Source organism: uncultured Bacteroides sp., from assembly GCF_902491285.1.
Taxonomy (GTDB): Bacteria; Bacteroidota; Bacteroidia; order Bacteroidales; family Bacteroidaceae; genus Bacteroides.
On record NZ_CABUHK010000021.1, the window covers coordinates 12,935 to 35,082 of the forward strand.

Sequence of the window (22,148 nt, forward strand, 5' to 3'; positions counted from 1 at the left end):
CATAATCTTCTTATAATATGCTAAAAAGAGTCTTTGTAGAAAGTCCTGGTTAAGTGGAATATTTATTTTTGTGCGCTTAACTATGTTAAAATGATTAGTGGATGTTATGAATAAACAGAAAGATTTCAAATTTTTCTCGAAGTTGATGAATCACGCTAACATGGGGTGGTGGAAGGCCGATTTAACAACTGCGAGCTATGAATGTTCTGGATATATATCAGAACTTTTGGGTTTGGATGAAACAGGAGTTATCAGTTTTGAGGATTTCAATAAACGTATACTGAAAGAGGAAGAGCATCCTACGACAGCTCATTCTTTTGGTGTACTTCAGATGTCGGAAACTGTATATTTGTTCGACACGGTGAAAGGCCCTGTCTGGATACGTAGCAAAGTCAGCTTTCAGGAAACGGACGAAGAGGGAAATAAAAAAGTCTATGGCATAGCCGAAGTTCAGGACGGTCCCGATATGGCAACAGCTTATCAGGCTTTGCGGTATAGTGAACGTCTTCTGGATTATATCTTCAAGCATTTACCTGTCGGTCTCGAACTGTATAATAAGGATGGAATCCTGGTTGGTCTGAATGACAAGGAACTGGAGATTTTTCATATAGATAGGAAAGAAGACTTGTTGGGGATTAATATCTTCGAGAATCCTATTTTCCCGGAGGAAATGAAAGAAAAGTTGAGGAATAACGAAGATACCGATTTTACTTTCCGCTATGATTTCTCGAAAGTGGGGCAGTATTATCAGAATTCAAAGAAAGAAGGGGTGATTGATTTAGCGACAAAAGCAACCATTCTGTATGATGACAATCATAATCCTATAGGTTGTCTGTTGATAAATTCGGATAAAACGGAGCCAACTGTTGTCTATAATAAGTCTCAAGACAAAGCCCGTCGTGAAGTCGAAGTGTCGGACTGCCTGAAGTCTGCTTTTTTGGCTAATATAAGTCATGAGATTCGTACTCCTCTGAATGCTATCGTCGGTTTTTCAAGTCTGTTGGCAAGCACGGAAAATATGGCGGAGAAAGAATTTTATAATTCGCAAATCACTCACAACAGCCAGCTTTTGCTCAATCTGATAAACGATGTTCTTGACCTTTCCAAGATAGAATCCGGGTATCTGGAGTTGCATCCTGATTGGTTTAATCTGGCAGACCTTTTTGATGAGAGCGTTTCGGAATATGCTTGTCAGATACCTTCCGGCATCGAACTTCGGGCTAATTATCCTCAACGGGATTTCTTGGTGAATTTAGACAGGACACGAATCAAACAGGTACTGGATAACTTCCTTTCGAATGCTCTCAAGAATACGACTTGCGGGCATATAGAGATATTCTATGAAGTAGATTCCCGCTATGTGCGTATCGGTGTCAGGGATACCGGATGTGGTATTCCGCAGGATATGAAAGACAAGATATTCGAAAGATTCGAGAAGATAGATTCTTTTATTCAAGGTGCGGGGTTGGGTTTGTCTATTTGTAAATCTATTGTTGACAAAATGAACGGACGTATATTGATCGATTCCCAATTGGGGATAGGCAGTACTTTTTTAATGGAATTGCCTTACCAATCTGTTCCGGTATAAAACAAAAAATCTCTTGATAACATCTGATTATCAAGAGATTAATTTGTTTTTAGTGATCCGCCTGGGAGCAGCGATTTGAAATATGGTAGAACTTAATTTGAATTTGATTTAATATGCAATCTGCTGATAATTGGCTGTTTTACTGCGAATTTATTTTAATGGATTGCAAACCGTATTTTATTCATTTTTCGTTAGATTTCAATTAGGAGGACAAAAGGAGGACAAAAATTTGCTTCGGAGGACAAAAAGTATTACCTTTGTATTGTAACACCTGAACATTATATTTTCTCTCCCATGGCAAAAATCCAAAGAAGCCTCTCGACAAAGGTTAACGACAATGGCAAGTCCGAAATAATGCTTAGACTTAGCCTATCGAAGAATGACAAAATCCGTATCAAGTCCAACATTTTTGTCCTTGCATCACGATTCAAGGATGGCACATTTATAAAACCTCGTGCTAATCAGCACGAGATTGCAGAACTGCGAGATACAGAAGACAGGCTTATATCGCTTGAGAGATTTTTAATCGGATTGAGCGAGACACATCCGATAAAAGAACTCACAAAGGATTTTATTACAGAACAGATTGACCGATGGCGCAATCCCGAAAAGTATGCGCCGAAAGAGGTAAGGATGAAGAAGCTGTCATTCAACGATATTATAGACGAGTTTCTCAAGCAGAAGCAGTTGTCGGAATCACGCGAGAGGCATTACCGTGTCCTTCAGCGCGCGTTGCATCGCTTTGAGATGTATCAACGTCTGACCAGCAAGAAATCTTACAAGTTTTCTTTTGATACCTGTACAACTGAGGAAGTTTATGCTTTTGAAGCCTTCCTTCGGGCTGAGCCGGAACTATATGACCAGTATCCTAACATCTACAAGTCTTTCCCTTCCATTACCCACAAGACGCACAAGGTAAAGAGACCAAAACCGAGAGGCGATAACTACATGGTGACTTTTACTAAGCGGTTCAAAGCCCTGTTCCATTGGTGTCATGCCCAGGGAATCACCATGAATAATCCTTTTGTAAAGTATGTGAGTTCCGTCTATGAGAAATACGGTACTCCTTCTATATTAAGGATGAAGAGGTATTGCAGCTTGCCGATTTCGATTTCTCATACAATAAGCGCCTTGACACGCAGAGGGATATATTCATATTTCAATGCTGTATCGGATGCCGCTTGGGTGATATGATGAAGATGACTCGTGCCAATGTAATAAATGGTGGTGTGGAGTACATTGCCTCTAAGACCGCCGATGAACGACCGGAAACAATTCGTGTTCCTTTATCAGACAGGGCGCAATTCATCATTGACAAGCACCGTGAAGAAGTCAAGGATGGTCGGTTGTTGCCGTTCATATCCCAACAGAAGTATAATGAGGCAATCAAAGAAATCTTTGAAGCGGCAGGAATAACACGACTCGTCACACGCCTCAATCCAACAACCGGCATTGAGGAACAGGTACCAATCAATACCATCGCAACCAGCCACATGGCTCGGCGAACCTTTGTCGGCAACCTTTACAAGAAAGTCAAAGACCAAAACCTTGTAAGTGCGTTGAGCGGACATTCCGTAGGCAGCAAGGCTTTCGCAAGATACCGCGAGATAGACGAGGACATGAAACGTGAACTTGTCAATGTCATGGGGTATTGAAATATATACAGTTATAGTAAATATTTGCTAAATTTGCATTATGAACAACGAGAATCATAACACTGAATATAAGCGGATTTGGAAAGACGAGTACCTTAAGTGGGTATGCGGCTTCGCTAATGCGCAGGGTGGAAAGATATATATTGGCATTGACGATGATATGTCTGACGTTGGCGTTACGCATCTGCATCAGTTGCTGGAAGATATTCCTAATAAGATTGTTACGATGTTGGGGATCGTTCCTGTTGTCAGTCATATAGAACGCGATGGAAAAGATATAATTGAGATTGATGTCGAGCCGTCCAACATACCTATCTCTTATAAAGGTGCTTTCTATATGCGGAGCGGCGCGACCAATCAGGAGCTGCGAGGACTGGCTTTACAACAGTTTCTAATGAAAAAAATCGGCAGAAGCTGGGAAGATACGCCCTGCTATGGCACTACGATTGACGATATAGACCCGGAGGTAATCCGGTACTTCTTGAAGAAAGGAATCAAGGAGAAACGAATGTCGCCCGATGCCGAAAATTCTACGCCGGAGGAAGTCATCTCGAATCTTGGGCTAATGGAGGATGGTGTTCCGTGTAATGGTGCCATTCTGCTTTTTGGCAAACACCCTCAACGCTGTTTCGTTACATCAAGTTTCAAGATAGGGCGTTTCGGCTCTACCAATTTTGATCTGTTAAGTCAGGAGATTGTTGACGGTAACCTCATACAGATGCCGGAAAGAGTGATGCGCGTTTTGGACGAGAAGTATCTGATACGCCCCATTCACTATGAGGGCTTGCAGCGCGTTGAGCCGCTTGAACTCCCTGAAGAAGCTTTACGCGAAATCATCTGCAACTCAATCGTCCACCGCGACCATCAGGGCACATGGACGCAGATGAGCGTTTATAGCGACCACATCCGACTTTGGAATGAAGGAAAGCTGCCGGATGATTTATCCGTTGAGAAGCTTATGGGAAAGCATACATCCCAGCCTCGTAATCCCAAAATGGCAGAGGCATTTTATCGAGCCGGATTCATCGAGGCCTGGGGTCGTGGCATTGAGAAGATCGTAAACGGCTTTAAGGCCGATGGTCTAACTCCACCCACATTTTCGGTTGAGCAGGGAGGCGTTACCGTCTACATTCCCCGCGAGAAATTCGTAGCAATCAACTTGGGCGGCACAACCGATATCGAACAGTTCAAAGGTTCAGAGAAAGCCGATGCAAACCGAACAGAAACCGAACAGAAACCGAACAGAAACCGAACAGAAACCGGACAGAAAGAGCGGATTGTCGAATTAATGAAAGCAGTTCCTATGATAACGAGAGCTGAACTATCAAAGGAGTTAGGATTGCATGAAAGTAGTGTTCAGCGACGCCTCGATGCTCTTGTGAAGGAGGGCCGAATTCGTCGTGTCGGTCCAGACAAAGGAGGTTCATGGGAGGTAATAGACCAATAGTAGCTGAATCTCTTATGCTTGAATTGCCGCATCACAATATTTGCAAATGAGTTTTTCGCAGTAGGAATACTTGTATACATGCTAATTTCAAAACGAATACACTCTGAATTCAATTAGATTTTTGATAAAACTATACCGACTTCTATCTATAAATATTCGAAAATGGACAAGTTAAATGCAGACTCATTGGCAGATAATTTGGTGAAACGTAGCTGGGAGGCGCTTAATCAATGCGACCACGATAAGGCATACCGACATATTCAGGAGTTTTGCCGTGAATGTACGAATGCTGATTTGCCGATTACAACTGTGTTAGGTTGGCTTCATGCGTATTGCGAATGGGGCATGCGCACTGGCGGCTATAAGGAAGCGCTTGCTACTCTGCGCGCCAATATAAAAAACTTCGAATCGGCCCCGGAACTGAAATTCGAACTGCTTCTTAATGGTGCTCGGCTGGAATGTGTGGGCAATCAGCTTGGCATATCTTCCGATTTGTCAATAAAGGCACTTGGGCTTGCCGAAGAACTTGAAGATCATTCGTTAATAGCCCGGGCTTACATGCAAATTGCTTCAATGTTTGCAAAAAAATATCACGGCTTGTCCATATATTTCTATCGTAAAGCAGAACGGCTTTATGACGAAGCCAAGGATAGTCATCAAAGGGATATGGTGCGCCTAGAGAGGGCTTTCTTAAGCTCTACAGCTTGTCGAATACTAAAGGCCTTACATCCTAATCATAATAATCTTGATAGGTTACAACAAGAAGCAGAGGAGATTATCGCTAAAATCGACTTAGGTAATCTAAACAAATTCGAACAACGACATTTACGATATTACCAGGCGGTCATCTTCAGAGACATCAAAGCTCTGTGCTGTCTTATTGAAGAGATTGAACCGCTTGATGCCCTTCCAGACAAGTGTCGATATAAGGATATGTTTATCGGGATTTGTATGGAACAGGGTAAATTTGAACTTGTCGATGAGATTGCTGATTCGTTTATCGCGGATAAGAAAGCGCTTTACGGAGGAAGTCTGGAAATCGAAGACTTGGCTCAAAAACTTCATCAGGCGATTGAGGCGCGCAAACCGTTGCAGTTTCTCCCACTCTTCATCCCCAAACCAACTGTTGCTGATGCCACGTTGCTCGACATTCTAGATAATTACGCACTTATGGATGAGATATGGGAACTTGACAAATCTGGTTTCCGTATGGTGTTCCCCGGTGTGCGTCAGGAAGGACTATTTGAACCAGTGGTTATGCCAGATGGTATATGTCGTCTCACTCCTCTGGCTCCAGCCTTCAATGTCTATTATCGTGGTCAGTCGCGACAAATCTCTCCCTCGAAGGCATCTTTGTTCAGGAATGGAATGACAGAAGCCACACGATTTGTAGAGCGTTTGAAGTATGTCGAATTTCGAAAGATAATAGAAGAATACCCTCTTACACATTTCTTGCGTAATACAATCGTAGCAACCGCACCTGACAAAAAAATGCATCATATACCATTGGCCATAGACCATCTCGCTCTCGCCCAGCACTACGGTATTAAGACTGAGTTGTTAGATATCACCACCGATAAATTCGTTGCTGCGTTCTTCGCCACCACTGATTGCAAGGATGACATTTATAAACCAATTGTCGACAACCGAGAAGAAAAAGGAGTGTTGTACCGTTACAGTATTCCACCAATGGAAATGTTTCCCGAGAAAGAGCCTCGGTTGAGAGCTGTCGGTCTGCAACCATTCTCACGCCCCGGAGAGCAATGCGGAATGGTGTATCCAATGACAGAGAACGAGGACTTCGAGAAAGTGGCGACTTCGATAGAAACCTTCCGGCATGACCGTACTGTATCGGAGTTCGTATTCAATTATACTAACCGTGGTCGAAAACTATTCCCGGACAGTCCAATGCAGAGTCATGCCACAAAAATAGTCAATTCGACGGTATTTTCCTACGGCGCTTTCTACGCAGTCAAGGAGGAATTTTATCCTGACTGCCCAGAAGAACAATTGCTGAATTATCTTTCTGAACGCAGCATTACTTTGGTTGAGAATGTTGATTTCGGATTTACAGAAGATGAGAAAGACGCTTGCATCAAGTATTGGCAAACCAATAGCGACAAATTCCTTTCACGAATCCGAATTCGATGGTGCTACAACGGCCCCATAAAGTTCGATGAATAACAGGAATCGCTGATTGATAAGAATCTCTCTTGAAATTGAAGAGAAAGTCGGTATAGACACCATCATCACCAACCACATGGCTAGGCGAGCCTTTGTAGGGCAGTCTTTATAAGAAGGTGAAAGATCAGAATCTTGTAGGCGCGTTGAACGGACACTCCGTAGGCAGCAACGTATTTGCAAGATACTCTGCCGTAGACAAGGACATGAAGCGTGCGTTTGTCAAAGTCATGAGATATTAAAGTTTTTAGGCAGCCTGCTAGTAGTTAAAGATTTTAATAATATTTCATCGGTAATCCGGCAATTCGTGCTAACGAGTTGTCGGATTTTCTTTTGACAGCCATCACTGTCTTGTTTTCAAATTATGGCAATTATTTTCAACCAGTTATACTACCTTTCAGATGTTAGGGTTGCTGTATTACGATTCGGAAAGCGGATTTGGCAACATGACCAATATATAAATATAATCTCTTTTATTATAGACACTTAAAAGTATTGCAGAGCTATTGACAAACCGTTTTATACATTATAACTTTGCGGAAAAATCAAACAATTACGCAATCATTATTGCGCTGATAAAACAATAACCGTTTAAAGTTTTAATGTTCTATAACGACCAAAATTCAAGTCCAAAACAAACTACGATGGTCATCATGAATATTGATGATCTGCGTGAGGCTTTCAAAGCCTGGAATCAGGAACAGATTGAGGCAAACGCGCCTCAGGAAGAAATCTACATCACCGCCAAGGATGCTGCCAAAATGCTTGGCGTAACCTTATCGACATTGTGGAGATGGGATAACGACAAGTATCTGGAGAAAATCAAGATAGGCAACAAGGTAAGGTACCGCCTGTCCGATGTTGAACGCATGATAAAGGGCGCGATATGACAACAGACTCTATCAAGCTGCTTCCGGTTTATGTCGATGAGCCGACCCACTGCGAAGCGGCATTTGATGATGAGGCGCAGGTGGTTGATGTGGAATATATTGATGTTTCCACGGAGCAAAACGAAAATTTCTATCAAGAAGATAGCGGGTGCCCTTATATCCGCGTAGGTACGGACTATTATCGTGAGGTGCTACGACCGCAGGCGAATGGAACCACCTGCAAGTGTCTTGTATATTGGAAGGCTTCGACTATCAAAGCTGACTTCGGGAAGGACTATCTGAATGATATACCGAAGTATGACTGCTTCTGTACCGTTCCGAGTCATACCGATTACCGCAAGATTATCGGCAACGCCTACAACCTCTATGAGCCAATCGTCCATCATCCCGAACCGGGAGATTGGAGCGCGATTGATGGCTTACTTCGCCACATCTTCGAGGAGCATTACGAGTATGGTCTTGACTATATCCAGTTGCTGTATCAGATGCCGCTTCAAAAGCTGCCGATACTGATATTGGTGTCAGAGCAGCGTAACACCGGCAAGACCACATTCCTCAATCTTCTCAAAGCAATCTTTCAAGACAATGCCACCTTCAACACCAATGAGGATTTCCGCAGCAAGTTCAATTCCGATTGGGCGGGCAAGCTGCTTATCATGGTAGATGAAGTCTTGCTTTCTCGGCGAGAGGATTCCGAGCGACTGAAGAATCTCAGTACGGCAACCTCATAAAAGATGGAGTCCAAAGGCAAAGACCGCAATGAGATTGCTTTCTTCGGCAAGTTTGTCCTCTGTTCCAACAACGAGCATTTTCCTATTGTAATTGACCGTGAGGAAGTGCGCTACTGGGTCCGCAAGGTTAACTCTTTGGAAACTGATGACCAGTTCTTCATGAAGAAACTTGTGGCACAGATTCCGGCGTTTCTCCACTTCATAATGCAAAGAGAGCTATCGGTGCAATGCGAAAATAGAATGTGGTTCAGTCCGGAAAGACTCCGTACCGCAGCACTCAACCGCATCGTGATTTCCAACCGCTCCAAGATTGAGTTTGAGGTTGCCGAACTGCTGATTGAGATAATGGATTACACCCGCGACACATCTGTGTCCTTCGTCGTAAACGACCTCGCGACCCTACTCAACTATCGCAATGTCCGTGCCGAGACGAGCGAGATACGCCGGCTGTTGCAGATATATTGGCACCTCAAACCGGCATCAAACTCTCTTACCTACCGCTTCTATTCGATGGGGATTCCACCTGCCAAGTACACCTCCAAGACCTCAGTCGGCAGATACTACACAGTCACTAAAGATTTTATTTTGAATTTATCTCTATTTTGATGAATTGATGAATGAATTAAAGAAAGGGAAGAAAATCAGCATGTTATAGTGCCGCAGGCTCTCATCAAAAGGTTTTACAGGCGTTGAGAAGCCTCCTATTCTTTCCCTTTCATTAATTATCATCTTGTGATGAATCAGATGGAGCTGTAATACTGCGAGTTACACATGCTTTCATCATTTCATCAAATTTCTACCGATTTTAATTTCACAAAAACAGCGTATTCCGGACTTCAAGGCCGCTATTGAATAGATGTCGGGCGCATCCGGAAAGACGTAGAGGGATTGCTTGCAATAAGACCTATGAGGGTATAGCCTAATATACCTTCATGCGAAGGTTGGCGGCTCCGATGCGGAGACTGACCGTGCAAGCACCCCTGTTATATAATTAATTCCAACCAAACCATAACCAAAAGCACCAATATTTATATGTCGTCACCTAAACAGATGATGGACTTCAAGCCCGTCAAATCAGTCGATGCCAATGTCAGCAATGAACATCAGCGCAACTGGAGCAATGAACTGTTCGAGCGAAAAGCCAAGAATCCCGACCACAATTACGACCGCTCCCGAACCGCCTTGAATTTTCAGGTCGGGCCGGGAGGAGTGATAACCGCCGTCGACAAATCGCGGCGTATCGGCGACAGGGTCGAGGAGATAATCAAAAAACATCTCCGGCCGGATGCCCGAGTGACCGCCTTCTCCAACCGTGCAGTCATGGTCGTATTCGGCGGCAACTGTGAGCGGATGCGCGAGATGGCTTTCGGCTCTCAGGTGCTTAACGATTATGAGGAAACAAACGGGCATCTGATTCGGCAACCGGAAATCGAACAATGGGCAAAGAACATCTATGGTTTTGTATGCCGAGAATTCGGAGAAGAAAACGTAGCTTCGTTCATTGTCCATCTTGACGAAACGGGACCACATGCGCACTGTGTTTTCGTGCCGTTGACAGCCGACGGACGCCTCTGTTCAAAGGAAGTAATCGGAGGTAAGAACAAGATTGAGGCGCAACAGTACATGAGAGACCTGCACACCCGACTTGCCGAAGTGAACCGCAAATACGGCCTTGACCGAGGCGACGACATACACGAGACCGGCGCACGCCATCGCTCGACCGCTGAATACAATCGCGACCTTCACCGTGAGAACGCCAAACTCGAAACTCTTATAAGTGACAAGTCCGGGCAGTTGGGCCGACTTGAAGAACAAATCAAGAAGGCTGAAACGCGCGTCAAAGGTCTTATGACCATGATTGCGAATCTTGAAAGGTAGGAGACTGAACTGAATGACGAGATAGCTCAGTTGGAAACTGACATCGAGAATGGTGCCGGAGATGTTTCCGAATTGCGCTGCCGCATCGCAGAACTTGAAAACCAGCTTGAATCTACCGGACAGAAGCTCGCCGACAAGCGTCTCAAACTCAAGCACGCCGACCGGCAACTTACCGAACTTCAGGATGAACTTGATGCACTCAGCGAGAAACGCGATAATGCGCAAAAAAATTTCCACGAGTTCACGGAAAAGAATCAGGAGCAGGTACGCATGAGGCTGACCGATGCCGTCTTTGCCAGGATGGTTGTCGATGTGAGGTCAATGATTGAATCCCTGCTACCGGAACAGAAAGCTGGGATTGACAGCGATTTCCTGACGGCAATCGCCGAGCAACCCAATGAGATTCTGAAGTGTGCCATGTATCTGTTCCTCGGCTATCTTGATGGCGCAACCCAATTCGCCAAGTCATGCGGAGGCGGAAGCTCTTCATCAGACCTCCCGTGGGGACGCAATCCGGATGAAGATGATCGCCGCTTCGCCTATCGCTGCATGATGCAGGCCCATCAAATGCTTCGCCCAGCAGCGACCAAACGCGGTATAGGCGGCAAAAGGTGAGACCGTAAGATCGTTGAATTCTCCCTCAGAGCCGATTAGTGAAGCCCAACGAATATGACTACATATGTGCGTGTGCCGATCCACACTCCGTCAGCATATCGTCAGGGCTGAACGGTAAGCCGCCCCCGAATAGCTACCATACTGCAAGCGAGCCTCGGATCCACAAAGTGGTGCCGAAGCTCGTTGATGAGTTTGCGATTGAAGCTTTGCGGTCGAGACCTTAGGCTCGATTCACGAAAGCGCGGCGTCGGAGCCGCAACTCCCTAAATTTTTTTATTCATTATATTCATCATACCCATCACGCAATCTATTGAGAGACTGCGACAAGCCAGAAAGTCCCGGAAATAAAGTCTCCGAAGATATGTTCATTTGTGAAAGTAGTTTTGTAATACCTAATTTCAGTGTGTTTGGAATAGTAATCTTAAACATTAAGATATTATCATTAGCCTTGTTTCTATCATCATGAGAATATTCAACAAATTTAGAAAACTCCATGCTATTAAACGAATAATCAGTTCTGTGGAAGGCTGAACCAGGGAGATAATTGTCAAGGTTGTACTTAAATGGAACTGATATATCAGTCGGTATTAAAAATAGTCCTTGCTGTATAGATAATCGTTCATTGCTCATCTTAGGCTTAATGGCAAGGATTTGTTGAGGACAATCACCAGGTTTGATATAACGTCCTATAAATGAATTTGCAAAATCATATGCATATGCATCAGCAGTGTTTAGAGATATAGAGGTTGCTTTCTTATCTACATTCTTTCTATATAAACTATACTTCCTTGAGTTAAGGATGTTCTTATTTATCGCCCATATTGCAGCGTCAGTATTATTAAAAGGATTTTGTGTGGCCATAAATAGGGCAACAAAAATAGACTCCGTGGCATCGACAAGTCGGGTGCAAGCACCATAATGTTGCATAATAGAAAGCCATTCGATATTGTCTTCCTCAGCGGGAATTCTATGCTTTTCGTAAAGAGGATATTTTCGTTTGAACTCTTGGAGCATTTCTGCTTCATATCTTCGGAGGATATCAAAATTATCCCCTCTCTGGTAAAGGCTTTTAATCATTCTCTCCAATGAAGAAGACAAATCCCAATCCGTATTTGCTTGTCCTCTAAAGTAGAAGTTAGAGAGGAATGTTGGGTCTAAGAGCGCAATGTCATTTGCGCTATCCATAACAACTTTATAATAAGTAAAGAACTTACTCATTTCAGATACGTTACTTCAAAACAGATTATAATGTTACGTTGGTATAGTTCTCGCGACCAAAGATGTCAGCGAAACGAGCATTGTAAGTCTGTCCGCCGAGTTCAAATGTTCCGGTTTATACAGCGGTATCGTAATCCTCAGAATCTACGGAATCATGGCGAGCAGTAAAGAATTTCTGCCCGTCAATAACCTCAACAAACAAAATGTTGTGTTGAGTGTATGTTAGTTTATTGTCTTCGGGATCTATGTACCACGATTTGACTTCACCTAATTTAGTCATGGCTATATATTGAAAAGTAGTTTTATGTTTGCGAAGTAGCTGTCTGCGGATTCCGATATCTCTAATGTGTTGCCGTTTTGAAAATTCTGAAATTCGGGAGATATTATATAATTGATGGAATAACCTTCTTAATGGCTAAACAGTTTTCAATATACCATTTGAAAATCTCTATCCACTGACTGGAATCGGTCATGTCGAAATTTTTCTTCAGATAAAAGCGAGTGGCTTTCGAGGCATCTTTCCATTCGATGTCCTTTTCTGATACACCTAGAGCTACTACAATTTCTGTTTTCTGCTTAATGAAATCGTTATATAGCTGCTTATCGTCAGGAATGTATATTCCAACGGTGGCTTCTCCTTTCTGCTTTTTAGCTTCTAAGCAAATATGAAAACGGCTATCGCCAACAGCGAGATCATACCAATTTTGAGATTTAGCAGTACGAAGTCTGAACGACTTAGTGAATGTTGTAGTCGCTGCATAGTCATTAAATGCTTGCCAAAATTCAAGTTGCAAAACTTGTGTGTCGGAGGCATCAGCATTTGGTTTTATCGTCTTTGCCCATTCATTGGGTCGCTCCACAATATTAAATTTAGGAGCTAACTTGGATGAGCCTATTTGCCAAAGTTCAATTTCTAACAAGTAGAAAGCAATCTGAGGAACGGTATTATCATTGAGCCATTCAATGGCCTCTCGATGTTCGTCACGTGCTTTTTTAACGACCCATACTATTGCTTTGGCTTGTTTGCCTGAGGCGTATGTTAGAAGTTGTCCGAGATGAGTGTGGTTGGAATCTTCTAACTGATTTTCAATAACAACGTAATTGTCGGTATTGGCTTCTTTTGCTAAAATGTCAGCCGAATAACCTCCCACCTTTGATTCTTTTTCAACAAGTTCCAATTCCATGTCGAGAATCTCGCCAACATAACTTAAATGTTCAGCGAGCCACGGTGTAAAGTCTTTTGCCTCGTTAGGCCAAGCCTTACGAAGATTGGTTTCTTGTTTAAGCATATCGAGTTCTATTATAGATAAAAAATCGTTACTTATTACCTTTCGAATTTCCGATTACATGGTTGTTTTCGGATTTTGCTGTTAACTATTTACAAAGTTAATAAATTATTCTGAAACAGCCGTTATGAAAACTAAAAAGTTATATTGCCGAGACTGCTCCAAAGATTGTGCACGAACTCGTTCACAATCCCTTTAGCGTCTTGAATGGAGGATAAAAAATCGGCGCGGAGGACAAATTGGGAAACATCACAACGAAATGTAGCGTAGGATGCAGGAATGGGTGGAAGTTAACTGGCGATTGAACTTGTGCATTTTTCGCATCAGTTCAAATGAATATACACATAACTATTTGTTATTGGGATTATTAGTTGTTGCATTTCATGCAACAACTGCTACATTGAAAATGACAGCGCCGTCTTGTTGATAAAATGTTGACAAATTTTGTTCGCTACAGACAATTTGCAGACAATAGTTCAAACTCTGGAAATCCGCTGACCCCTGATCCCTAACCTCGGAGCCCTTTTTTAATGGAATTGCCTTACCAATCTGTTCCGGTATAAAACAAAAAATCTCTTGATAACATCTGATTATCAAGAGATTAATTTGTTTTTAGTGATCCGCCTGGGGCTCGAACCCAGGACCCCAACATTAAAAGTGTTGTGCTCTACCTGCTGAGCTAGCGAATCAATCCTTGTTTGCTTTCTTTCGAATGCGGGTGCAAAGGTAGAACATTTTTTTATAACTCCAAAAGATTTCAAACATTTTTCTTATCTTTGTGCCATTATCAACAATATACATTATTAATATATGGCTGCTGACGATAAAAAAATTATCTTCTCAATGGTGGGAGTGAGCAAAGCTTTCACTCCGAATAAGAATGTGCTGAAAGACATTTACCTGTCCTTCTTCTATGGAGCAAAAATCGGGATTATCGGTTTGAACGGTTCCGGTAAGTCTACTTTATTGAAGATTATCGCAGGTTTGGAGAAATCTTATCAGGGCGAAGTGGTATTCTCTCCCGGATACTCTGTAGGTTACTTGGCACAGGAACCTCATCTGGATGACACAAAAACAGTAAAAGAAGTAGTAATGGAAGGCGTGCAACCTATTGTTGACGCACTTACAGAATACGAAGAAATCAACCAAAAATTCGGCCTGCCCGAGTACTATGAGGATCAGGATAAAATGGATGCCCTCTTTACCCGTCAAGGCGAATTGCAGGATATTATTGACGCAACAGACGCATGGAATCTCGATAGTAAACTGGAACGTGCGATGGATGCCCTTCGCTGTCCGCCCGAAGACCAACCGGTAGTCAATCTTTCCGGTGGCGAACGTCGCCGTGTGGCTCTCTGCCGTCTACTCTTGCAGAAACCCGATATTCTGTTGCTCGATGAGCCTACCAACCACCTGGACGCAGAGTCTATTGACTGGCTGGAGCAACACTTGCAACAATACGAAGGAACAGTTATTGCCGTAACCCACGACCGTTATTTCCTCGACCACGTTGCCGGATGGATTCTCGAACTCGACCGTGGCGAAGGTATTCCCTGGAAAGGCAACTACTCTTCCTGGCTGGAACAGAAAACCAAACGTATGGAAATGGAAGAGAAAACAGTCAGCAAACGTCGCAAGACGTTGGAACGCGAGCTTGAATGGGTTCGTATGGCTCCGAAAGCCCGTCAGGCAAAAGGTAAAGCCCGTCTTAACTCTTACGATAAATTGCTGAATGAAGACGTAAAAGAGAAAGAGGAGAAACTCGAAATATTTATCCCGAACGGTCCTCGTCTGGGTAACAAAGTAATCGAAGCCAAACATGTAGCCAAAGCCTATGGCGACAAACTTCTCTTCGACGACTTGAACTTCATGCTTCCCCCTAACGGCATTGTCGGTGTAATCGGTCCCAATGGTGCAGGAAAAACTACTTTGTTCCGCCTGATTATGGGCTTGGATACAGTAGACAAAGGCGAATTTGAAGTAGGAGAGACTGTGAAAGTAGCTTATGTAGACCAGCAACACCGTGATATCGACCCGAACAAGAGCGTTTATCAAGTCATCTCCGGCGGTAATGAATTGATTCGTATGGGTGGACGTGATGTAAATGCCCGTGCCTACCTTTCCCGCTTCAACTTCTCCGGTGGCGACCAGGAAAAACTTTGCGGCGTCCTTTCCGGTGGTGAAAGAAACCGTCTGCATCTGGCGATGGCTTTGAAAGAAGAAGGCAACGTACTGCTGCTCGATGAGCCTACCAATGACATCGACGTAAATACATTGCGTGCACTGGAAGAAGGTTTGGAAGACTTCGCAGGTTGTGCGGTAGTTATCTCCCACGACCGTTGGTTCCTCGACCGTATCTGTACACACATCCTTGCTTTCGAAGGAGACTCCAACGTATTCTACTTTGAAGGCTCTTATTCAGAGTACGAAGAAAATAAATTGAAACGTTTAGGAAATGAAGAGCCGAAACGTGTTCGTTATAGAAAGCTAATGACTGACTAAGATTTGATAATAGATTGGAAGTTTATAAAAACTTTATAAATCAGAATGAAAGGCTCTGCAAGAACTTGCAGGGCTTTTTTGTTCCTTAACGCAATAAAATGTTTATCTCTCTTAAAATTTTGTAGCAGGAATGTAACGTAGGTCTAAATAATATTAATTACCTTTGCTTAATCAAACAATAATTAATAAACGATTTTCCTTAATTAACAAAGAGAATTTTATGAGAAAACATTTTATTCATTTCCTGTTGGCAACCATGTTAATGGTAGGTACTGCAGCTACGGCTATTGCCCAGACAACAGTGAAAGGACAGGTGGTAGATGCGGATACAGATGAGCCATTAATTGGCGCTACTGTGACTGTTGAGGGAATTTCTCAAGGTAGTGTGACTGATGTAGATGGTTACTTTACTCTGAAGATGACTAAGAATGGTACTTTAATTGTTAAGTATCTTGGTTATAAAGAATTGCGGAAGAAGATAACTCAACACGGCACTATTGATTTGGGAGTTCTGAAATTAACACCTGACGCCATCGCATTGAATGACGTTACTATTACTTCTTCAGTGGCTGTAGCGCGTAAGACTCCTGTGGCTGTTTCGACTATTGATCCCGTTTTTATTGAAGAAAAACTAGGAACGCAAGAGTTTCCGGAGATATTGAAATCCACTCCGGGCGTATATGCCACTAAACAAGGTGGTGGATATGGTGATTCTAAGATTAACATGCGCGGCTTTAAGACAGAAAATATAGCTGTGATGATTAATGGTGTACCTATGAATGATATGGAATGGGGTGGCGTCTATTGGTCAAACTGGGCTGGATTGGCAGATGTGACACGTTCAATGCAGACACAGCGCGGTTTGGGTGCAGCAAAAGTTTCTGCTCCATCTGTCGGTGGTTCTATCAATATTGTAACCAAGACAATTGATGCCCAAAAAGGTGGTTCTGTTTCCTATGCTATGGGTAATGACGGATATAATAAAATACTTTTTACAGTATCCACAGGCTTGAGTAAGTCCGGTTGGGCGATGTCCATACTAGGCGGTAAGACTTGGGGAGACGGATATATTCAAGGGACTGAATTTGAAGGTTATAATTGGTTTGTGAATATAGCAAAGCGTTTCAATGATAATCATCAATTATCCTTTACTGCGTTTGCGGCGCCCCAATGGCATAATCAGCGTAATAATAATGATGGATTGTTTATTGACAGTTGGCAGTCATTAGCCAAAAATTATATGAATGGAGACAGTCCGTATAAATACAACCCGTCATACGGTTTTGGGCGTAACGGTGAACGTAAGACTTCTGCATACAATCAGTATAATAAGCCTCAAATCTCAATGAACCATTTGTGGCAAATTGATACTAAATCCAGTTTGAGCACAGCTCTTTATGTATCAATAGGTCGTGGGGCAGGATATTCAGGTCAAGGATTGACATCTGATGACAGAAATGCATGGTATGGTTCCTCATATGGTACTTTGAATACAAAATTCCGTAAATCGGACGGTACTTTTGCTTATGATGAGATTTATGATTTGAATGAAGCGAGTGAAAATGGTTCGGTGATGGCAATGTCCAAGTCTAAGAATGAACACAATTGGTATGGACTGCTTTCTACTTATACAACTAGATTCGGAGAGAACATCGACTTTTATGGTGGTGTTGATGTCCGTTATTATAAAGGAACACATACCAATGAATTAGTTGACCTTTACGGTGGTAAATATTTTGTAGACTCATCTTCCAGAAAGAACGTATTGGTAGCTAATAATGTTGCTGCGGCTGATCCGAGTTTTGTTAACCAGAAGTTGCAGGTAGGAGACGTTGTATATCGTGATTATGATGGCTATGTTGTATCAGAAGGCGCATTTGCACAGGCTGAATATAATAAAGGCAATCTAAATGCATTTATAGCCGGTTCAATTTCGAATACAGGTAACTGGCGTTACGACCGTTTCTACTACGACAAGGCACATGCCAAATCAAAAACAGTGAACTTCATAGGCTGGACGGCTAAAGGTGGTTTGAATTATAATCTAGGAGAACATCATAATGTCTTTGGTAATATCGGATTTATTAGTCGTGCTCCTTTCTTCTCTGGTGGAGCCTTTTTGCAATCTACTACAAGTAACATGACAAATTCGGATGCTGTGAATGAGAAGATTTTCTCAGCAGAATTAGGTTATGGTTTCCGCTCTAAATACTTCACTGCCAATTTGAATATTTATCATACAAAATGGATGGATAAGACTATGACCAAAGGCATCGAAGTTCTGGATAATGGTAAGTTTGTAGACCGTATGGGGTTGAACATGAGTGGTGTAGATGCTCTTCATCAAGGTATTGAACTAGACTTTGTAGCCAGACCTCTTTATTGGTTGGATGTTACAGGTATGCTTTCGATTGGAAACTGGCGATGGACAAGTAATGCCAAAGGATATTTCTATGATTCATCCGGTCAGCCGGTTTCAAAATATGGAAAGAATGCAGAAGGAAATGTAGAGATTGTTCATGCTTCCGGCATTCAAGCAGAAGACCATGCGTCTATGATAGTTAACTTGAAAGATGTCAAGGTCGGTGGTTCTGCTCAAACGACTGCTGCTTTAGGTACTATCTTTAAGATAAATAAGCAACTTCGTGTCGGTGTAGATTGGAATTTATATGCACGTAATTATGCAGACTGGTCATTTAATGCTAATGATATAGCGCTTAATGGAGTGAAAGATTACTCAACACCTTGGCGTATTCCGACAGCTAGTACATTTGATTTGAATGCTAATTATCGTTTTGAGATAGGTAAGGTTGGCGCGAGTATTTCAGGAAATGTAGAGAATGTGTTTAATCAGGAATATATCACGGATGCAACAGATGGTGGTAATCATGACTGGAAAACATCTTATGTATTCTATGGATTTGGTCGTACATTTAGCGTCAGACTTAAACTTAACTTTTAAAATTTAATTGATTAAAAACGATGAAGAAAAATCTATTTATTCCATTGGCGGCATTGATATTGCTGGCAGGGTGCGATTATAATGATAAGTACTTCGATGGTCTTGACGAGATTAGTAGGCCAACTGATGTGAAGAAAATCGAGTATACGTTGACTAATGAAGATTATGCAACGATTGCTTCTAATGCAACAAATAAGGCTTTGGCTAAGGAAAGAGGGCACGAGGACGAACTGGCAGCACTGAAAACGTCCATGACCTTTACTACAACAATCACTTCAATTGATTATCTTCCCGCCTTTATAGCTGCAAAATGGTACACTGCTGATGATAAATCCGTAGTAAAGATTACTTGCAATGAAGAGGGAAGCGAGTCCAGCCTGTCTGAAGCGGTAGTAAAATTCAGCAAAGGAGAATTATACACTTTGACAGATGCCGATTATAAGAAAGTTTGGGGAGAAGATATTAATATATTCTCTCCATCTCACCCGGCTTCTGATTATTTGCCGGAGATTCTGGCTGCTGCTGTTCCTGATGCAGAAGCGGGCGCTTATGTTTATGCGTCATACAATGTATCAGACCGTGAGCCGGTTGCTATAAGTTATGCTTTTAAAGAAGATTTTGAAGGTACGGAGCATAAAGTTGATATTGAAAGTAGTAAATGGACTAATATCACTGTAGCAGGAAAGAATAAATGGCAAGGTTATTCATTTGGCGGAAATTTGTATGCTAATATTTCTGCCTATAACCATAATGAGGACTTAAATGCGTATCTAGTTTCTAAGAAGATAGCAATTGAAGAAAACATGCTGCTGACTTTTGATGCATTGTATGCTAATTATAAAACTGAAGGCGGTAGGGTATCGGTATTAGTTTATACCGATTTGGATGAAGTAACTGCTGAAACTTTGGCTGCTGCAACTCCGGATGATTTAACTTCACGGTTTACTATCCCTACTTCAACAACAGGTAGTGGTGATCTTGCGAATGTAGGTGATGTCGATTTGTCTTCATATGCCGGTCAGGAAATACGTATTGCATTCCGATACGTTGGAAATGGTGTTACTGGTGAAACTTCTACTATTCGTATTGATAATGTGGCAATCAAAACTCCGGGTAAAAATACATATTCTATAGTAAACTCTCTATATGAGTATAATGGCGAAGTTTGGGAAGCATATTCAGGTGCAGATATCAGCGTATTGAGCCAATCGGATTTTATTCGTATGGGATTGAAATACGATAACTTCAGTTCCTCGGCGAAACCGGATACCTATTTGCCTACTTATATGGCTTTAACCTATCCGTATGCACAAAAAGATGATTTGAAATGTGTTGCATACAAATATTATGATGGGAAAGATACTTTCATTCAAGTTGGAGAGTATAAATGTGGTGAAGGTAACGTATGGGCTAGAACAAGCAATGTAGTAACTAACCAATTCAAACGTTCAAAAGGTGAATGGAAATATAGCCCAGATGTAACGATTGAACTGAAACCGGGTAGAAACCAACCGGAAGTGGCGGAATATTTCCAGGCAATCGTTGACTATGTTGCTAATGATCCGACAAAAGGTGAAGACTATTATCAGACAGGTTATAAAAATGCAGAGTTCTATTATGGTGCTTCATCCTACCAGAATAATATCAGTTTCAAGAAATCGTCGTGGAGAAGCTCTTGTCTGGCAGGTGAGAAAGCATACGGTTCGATGTCCGATGGTGAGTTGGATGATCTGCAGAAGAAACGTTTGCCTGAAGCATTTATTCCGGCATTAGAGAAACTTCATTCAGATGCAGATCTTTTGCCAAGTGGAACTGAACTTAACTATATAATTAATTTCGGAATTTATGAAGATAATTCTATTACTAAATGCACACACACTATTGCATATAAAGTAATAGGTAAGGGTAAGTTTGAATACGTTCCAGATTCATTCCAACCTCTTGAATAAAGAAACAATATTTTTGTAATAAACATAGTAAAGGCTGCTCGCGTAATGGTGAGTAGCCTTTATGTTTTTTGTTCAATTCTTAAACAATGTAATTGCAATATCCTTTTACATCTTCACCCTCATCACCACCGGATTATGGTCGCTATAATTCAAATCCGGTGAAAAATAATCCGTGCTCTTCAATTCCGGTGAATGGAGAATATAGTCGATTCTCAGCAGATGTTTGAAATACTTGAAAGTGTACATATATCCGTGTCCGCTTGTCTTGAATCCATCCTGCAACTTATCACCTTTCACCGTGTGATACACATAAGACGAAGGCAGGGAGTTAAAGTCACCGCAGACTAGAGTAGGATAGGGGGAATCGGAAATCAACAGGTTAAGAATATTAGCTTGGACGGCACGTTTTTCAAAGTTCTCGTACAGTCCGTCCATTAGAGTAAGAGCCGCACGTTCTGCCTGTTGCGTATCATCCGTGCGGAGTTCCCTTTCCAGCTTGCGCTTGTTACGGCTCACTTCTGTAGTTTGGAGATGATTATTAAACAAACGAATCATTCGCCCGTTGACCTCAATATCACACCAAAGACTGCAATTCTTGGAATCAGGATAGATGATAAGATGCTCCTCTTTGATAGGATAGCGGCTGAATACAGCCAGTTGTAACAACTGCTCCCCTTCGGGAGAAGAAGGTATGTAATGGTAAGACCAGTCGGAGAGAGCCACGCAAAGACTGTCAACACCAAATTCGCTATTAATGCCAAACTCCTGAAAACAAAGAATATCCGCTTGCTGGCTCTTCATGTAAGCAGCGATTTCTTTGCATGAATAGCCTGTATGCTCGTGGTTGAAAGCATCGACATTATAGGTCGCCACGGTCAATACTCCCGGAGTATATGCCCCCATTTTGACCATCGGCTTCGAAGCCGGGCTGAAAAGAGGAAACTGGAGCACACTACTGATATATCCCCAATTGCAAAATATAGCAATCAAAGGAATGAAAACCCAGCACCGCCAACGGGCAGTCCAATAAATGGCAATGGCCAGGTTTGCCAACAAAAGCACAGGCAGACCTAAACCGATGAAAGGCATAAATTTGAAACTGTCCGGTGTGGCGCTGCCTGCAAAAGCACCGGCTATTGTTACGCCTGCCAAGACGCCGGTCAGCAGGATAGATATGTAGTAAAATAGTCTGTAAAAGGCTTTCATCTAATCTTATAAGTTGTTTATTGAATAGTATATCGCAATT

General features: G+C 42.3%; 15 protein-coding genes, 1 tRNA gene and 1 pseudogene. 13 read left to right on the top strand and 4 right to left on the bottom strand.

Translation table 11 applies throughout. The features are described 5' to 3' along the window. Positions 1–106: 106 nt before the first annotated feature. The 10 genes and pseudogenes from RDN93_RS07575 (at position 107) to RDN93_RS07620 (ending at position 10,985) form a co-directional block, all read left to right on the top strand. Positions 107–1,588, top strand: coding sequence for a PAS domain-containing sensor histidine kinase (locus RDN93_RS07575; protein ID WP_308744935.1), 1,482 nt, complete (start codon positions 107–109; stop codon positions 1,586–1,588). 294 nt (positions 1,589–1,882) lie between these two features. Further along, positions 1,883–2,782: a phage integrase SAM-like domain-containing protein gene (locus RDN93_RS07580; protein WP_308744936.1), complete on the top strand. Its 900-nt coding sequence runs from the start codon at positions 1,883–1,885 to the stop codon at positions 2,780–2,782. Beyond that, positions 2,680–3,243: a site-specific integrase gene (locus tag RDN93_RS07585; RefSeq protein WP_374047374.1), complete on the top strand. Its 564-nt coding sequence runs from the start codon at positions 2,680–2,682 to the stop codon at positions 3,241–3,243. The genes RDN93_RS07580 and RDN93_RS07585 overlap by 103 nt, the downstream gene beginning before the upstream one ends. 40 nt (positions 3,244–3,283) lie before the next feature. After that, positions 3,284–4,690, top strand: a complete 1,407-nt coding sequence (locus RDN93_RS07590; RefSeq protein ID WP_308744938.1) for an ATP-binding protein — start codon at positions 3,284–3,286, stop codon at positions 4,688–4,690. Between the two features lie 162 nt (positions 4,691–4,852). After that, positions 4,853–6,874 (top strand): FRG domain-containing protein, encoded by a 2,022-nt coding sequence (locus RDN93_RS07595; RefSeq protein WP_308744939.1) that lies wholly within the window; start codon positions 4,853–4,855, stop codon positions 6,872–6,874. Between the two features lie 116 nt (positions 6,875–6,990). Next, positions 6,991–7,113, top strand: a complete 123-nt coding sequence (locus RDN93_RS07600; protein WP_308744940.1) for a hypothetical protein — start codon at positions 6,991–6,993, stop codon at positions 7,111–7,113. Positions 7,114–7,515: 402 nt separating this feature from the next. Beyond that, the gene (locus RDN93_RS07605) at positions 7,516–7,761 is read left to right on the top strand and encodes a helix-turn-helix domain-containing protein (protein WP_308744941.1); all 246 of its coding nucleotides are present in this window, start codon (positions 7,516–7,518) and stop codon (positions 7,759–7,761) included. Between the two features lie 98 nt (positions 7,762–7,859). After that, positions 7,860–9,098: pseudogene (locus RDN93_RS07610) on the top strand (primase-helicase family protein). A 444-nt stretch (positions 9,099–9,542) separates the two neighbouring features. After that, entirely contained in the window at positions 9,543–10,370 is an 828-nt protein-coding gene (gene mobV, locus RDN93_RS07615; protein ID WP_308744942.1) for a MobV family relaxase, read from the top strand. Positions 10,371–10,400: 30 nt separating this feature from the next. Further along, positions 10,401–10,985 carry a hypothetical protein gene (locus RDN93_RS07620; RefSeq protein WP_308744943.1) on the top strand — a complete coding sequence of 195 codons (585 nt, stop codon included), beginning with the start codon at positions 10,401–10,403 and terminating at the stop codon, positions 10,983–10,985. Between the two features lie 273 nt (positions 10,986–11,258). On the opposite strand, the gene RDN93_RS07625 is transcribed toward RDN93_RS07620, so the two are convergent. The 3 genes from RDN93_RS07625 to RDN93_RS07635 all read right to left on the bottom strand — a co-directional run bounded on the left by RDN93_RS07625 (position 11,259) and on the right by RDN93_RS07635 (position 14,178). Next, positions 11,259–12,203, bottom strand: coding sequence for an FRG domain-containing protein (locus tag RDN93_RS07625; RefSeq protein WP_308744944.1), 945 nt, complete (start codon positions 12,201–12,203; stop codon positions 11,259–11,261). 383 nt (positions 12,204–12,586) lie between these two features. Beyond that, positions 12,587–13,492: a DUF4268 domain-containing protein gene (locus tag RDN93_RS07630; protein ID WP_308744945.1), complete on the bottom strand. Its 906-nt coding sequence runs from the start codon at positions 13,490–13,492 to the stop codon at positions 12,587–12,589. A 613-nt stretch (positions 13,493–14,105) separates the two neighbouring features. After that, positions 14,106–14,178, bottom strand: a tRNA-Lys gene (locus RDN93_RS07635). Between the two features lie 121 nt (positions 14,179–14,299). Here RDN93_RS07635 and ettA point away from each other — a divergent pair. The 3 genes from ettA to RDN93_RS07650 all read left to right on the top strand — a co-directional run bounded on the left by ettA (position 14,300) and on the right by RDN93_RS07650 (position 20,902). Beyond that, positions 14,300–15,991 (top strand): energy-dependent translational throttle protein EttA, encoded by a 1,692-nt coding sequence (gene ettA, locus RDN93_RS07640; RefSeq protein WP_303875390.1) that lies wholly within the window; start codon positions 14,300–14,302, stop codon positions 15,989–15,991. A 220-nt stretch (positions 15,992–16,211) separates the two neighbouring features. Next, positions 16,212–18,953 (top strand): TonB-dependent receptor, encoded by a 2,742-nt coding sequence (locus RDN93_RS07645; protein ID WP_308744946.1) that lies wholly within the window; start codon positions 16,212–16,214, stop codon positions 18,951–18,953. Positions 18,954–18,973: 20 nt separating this feature from the next. Beyond that, on the top strand, positions 18,974–20,902 hold the full coding sequence (locus RDN93_RS07650) for a choice-of-anchor J domain-containing protein (protein WP_308744947.1): 1,929 nt from the start codon (positions 18,974–18,976) through the stop codon (positions 20,900–20,902). A gap of 105 nt (positions 20,903–21,007) precedes the next feature. Here the strand turns inward: RDN93_RS07650 and RDN93_RS07655 are convergent, their stop codons facing one another. Continuing rightward, complete coding sequence (locus RDN93_RS07655) at positions 21,008–22,108, bottom strand: endonuclease/exonuclease/phosphatase family protein (RefSeq protein ID WP_308744948.1); 1,101 nt, start codon at positions 22,106–22,108, stop codon at positions 21,008–21,010. Positions 22,109–22,148: the final 40 nt, after the last annotated feature.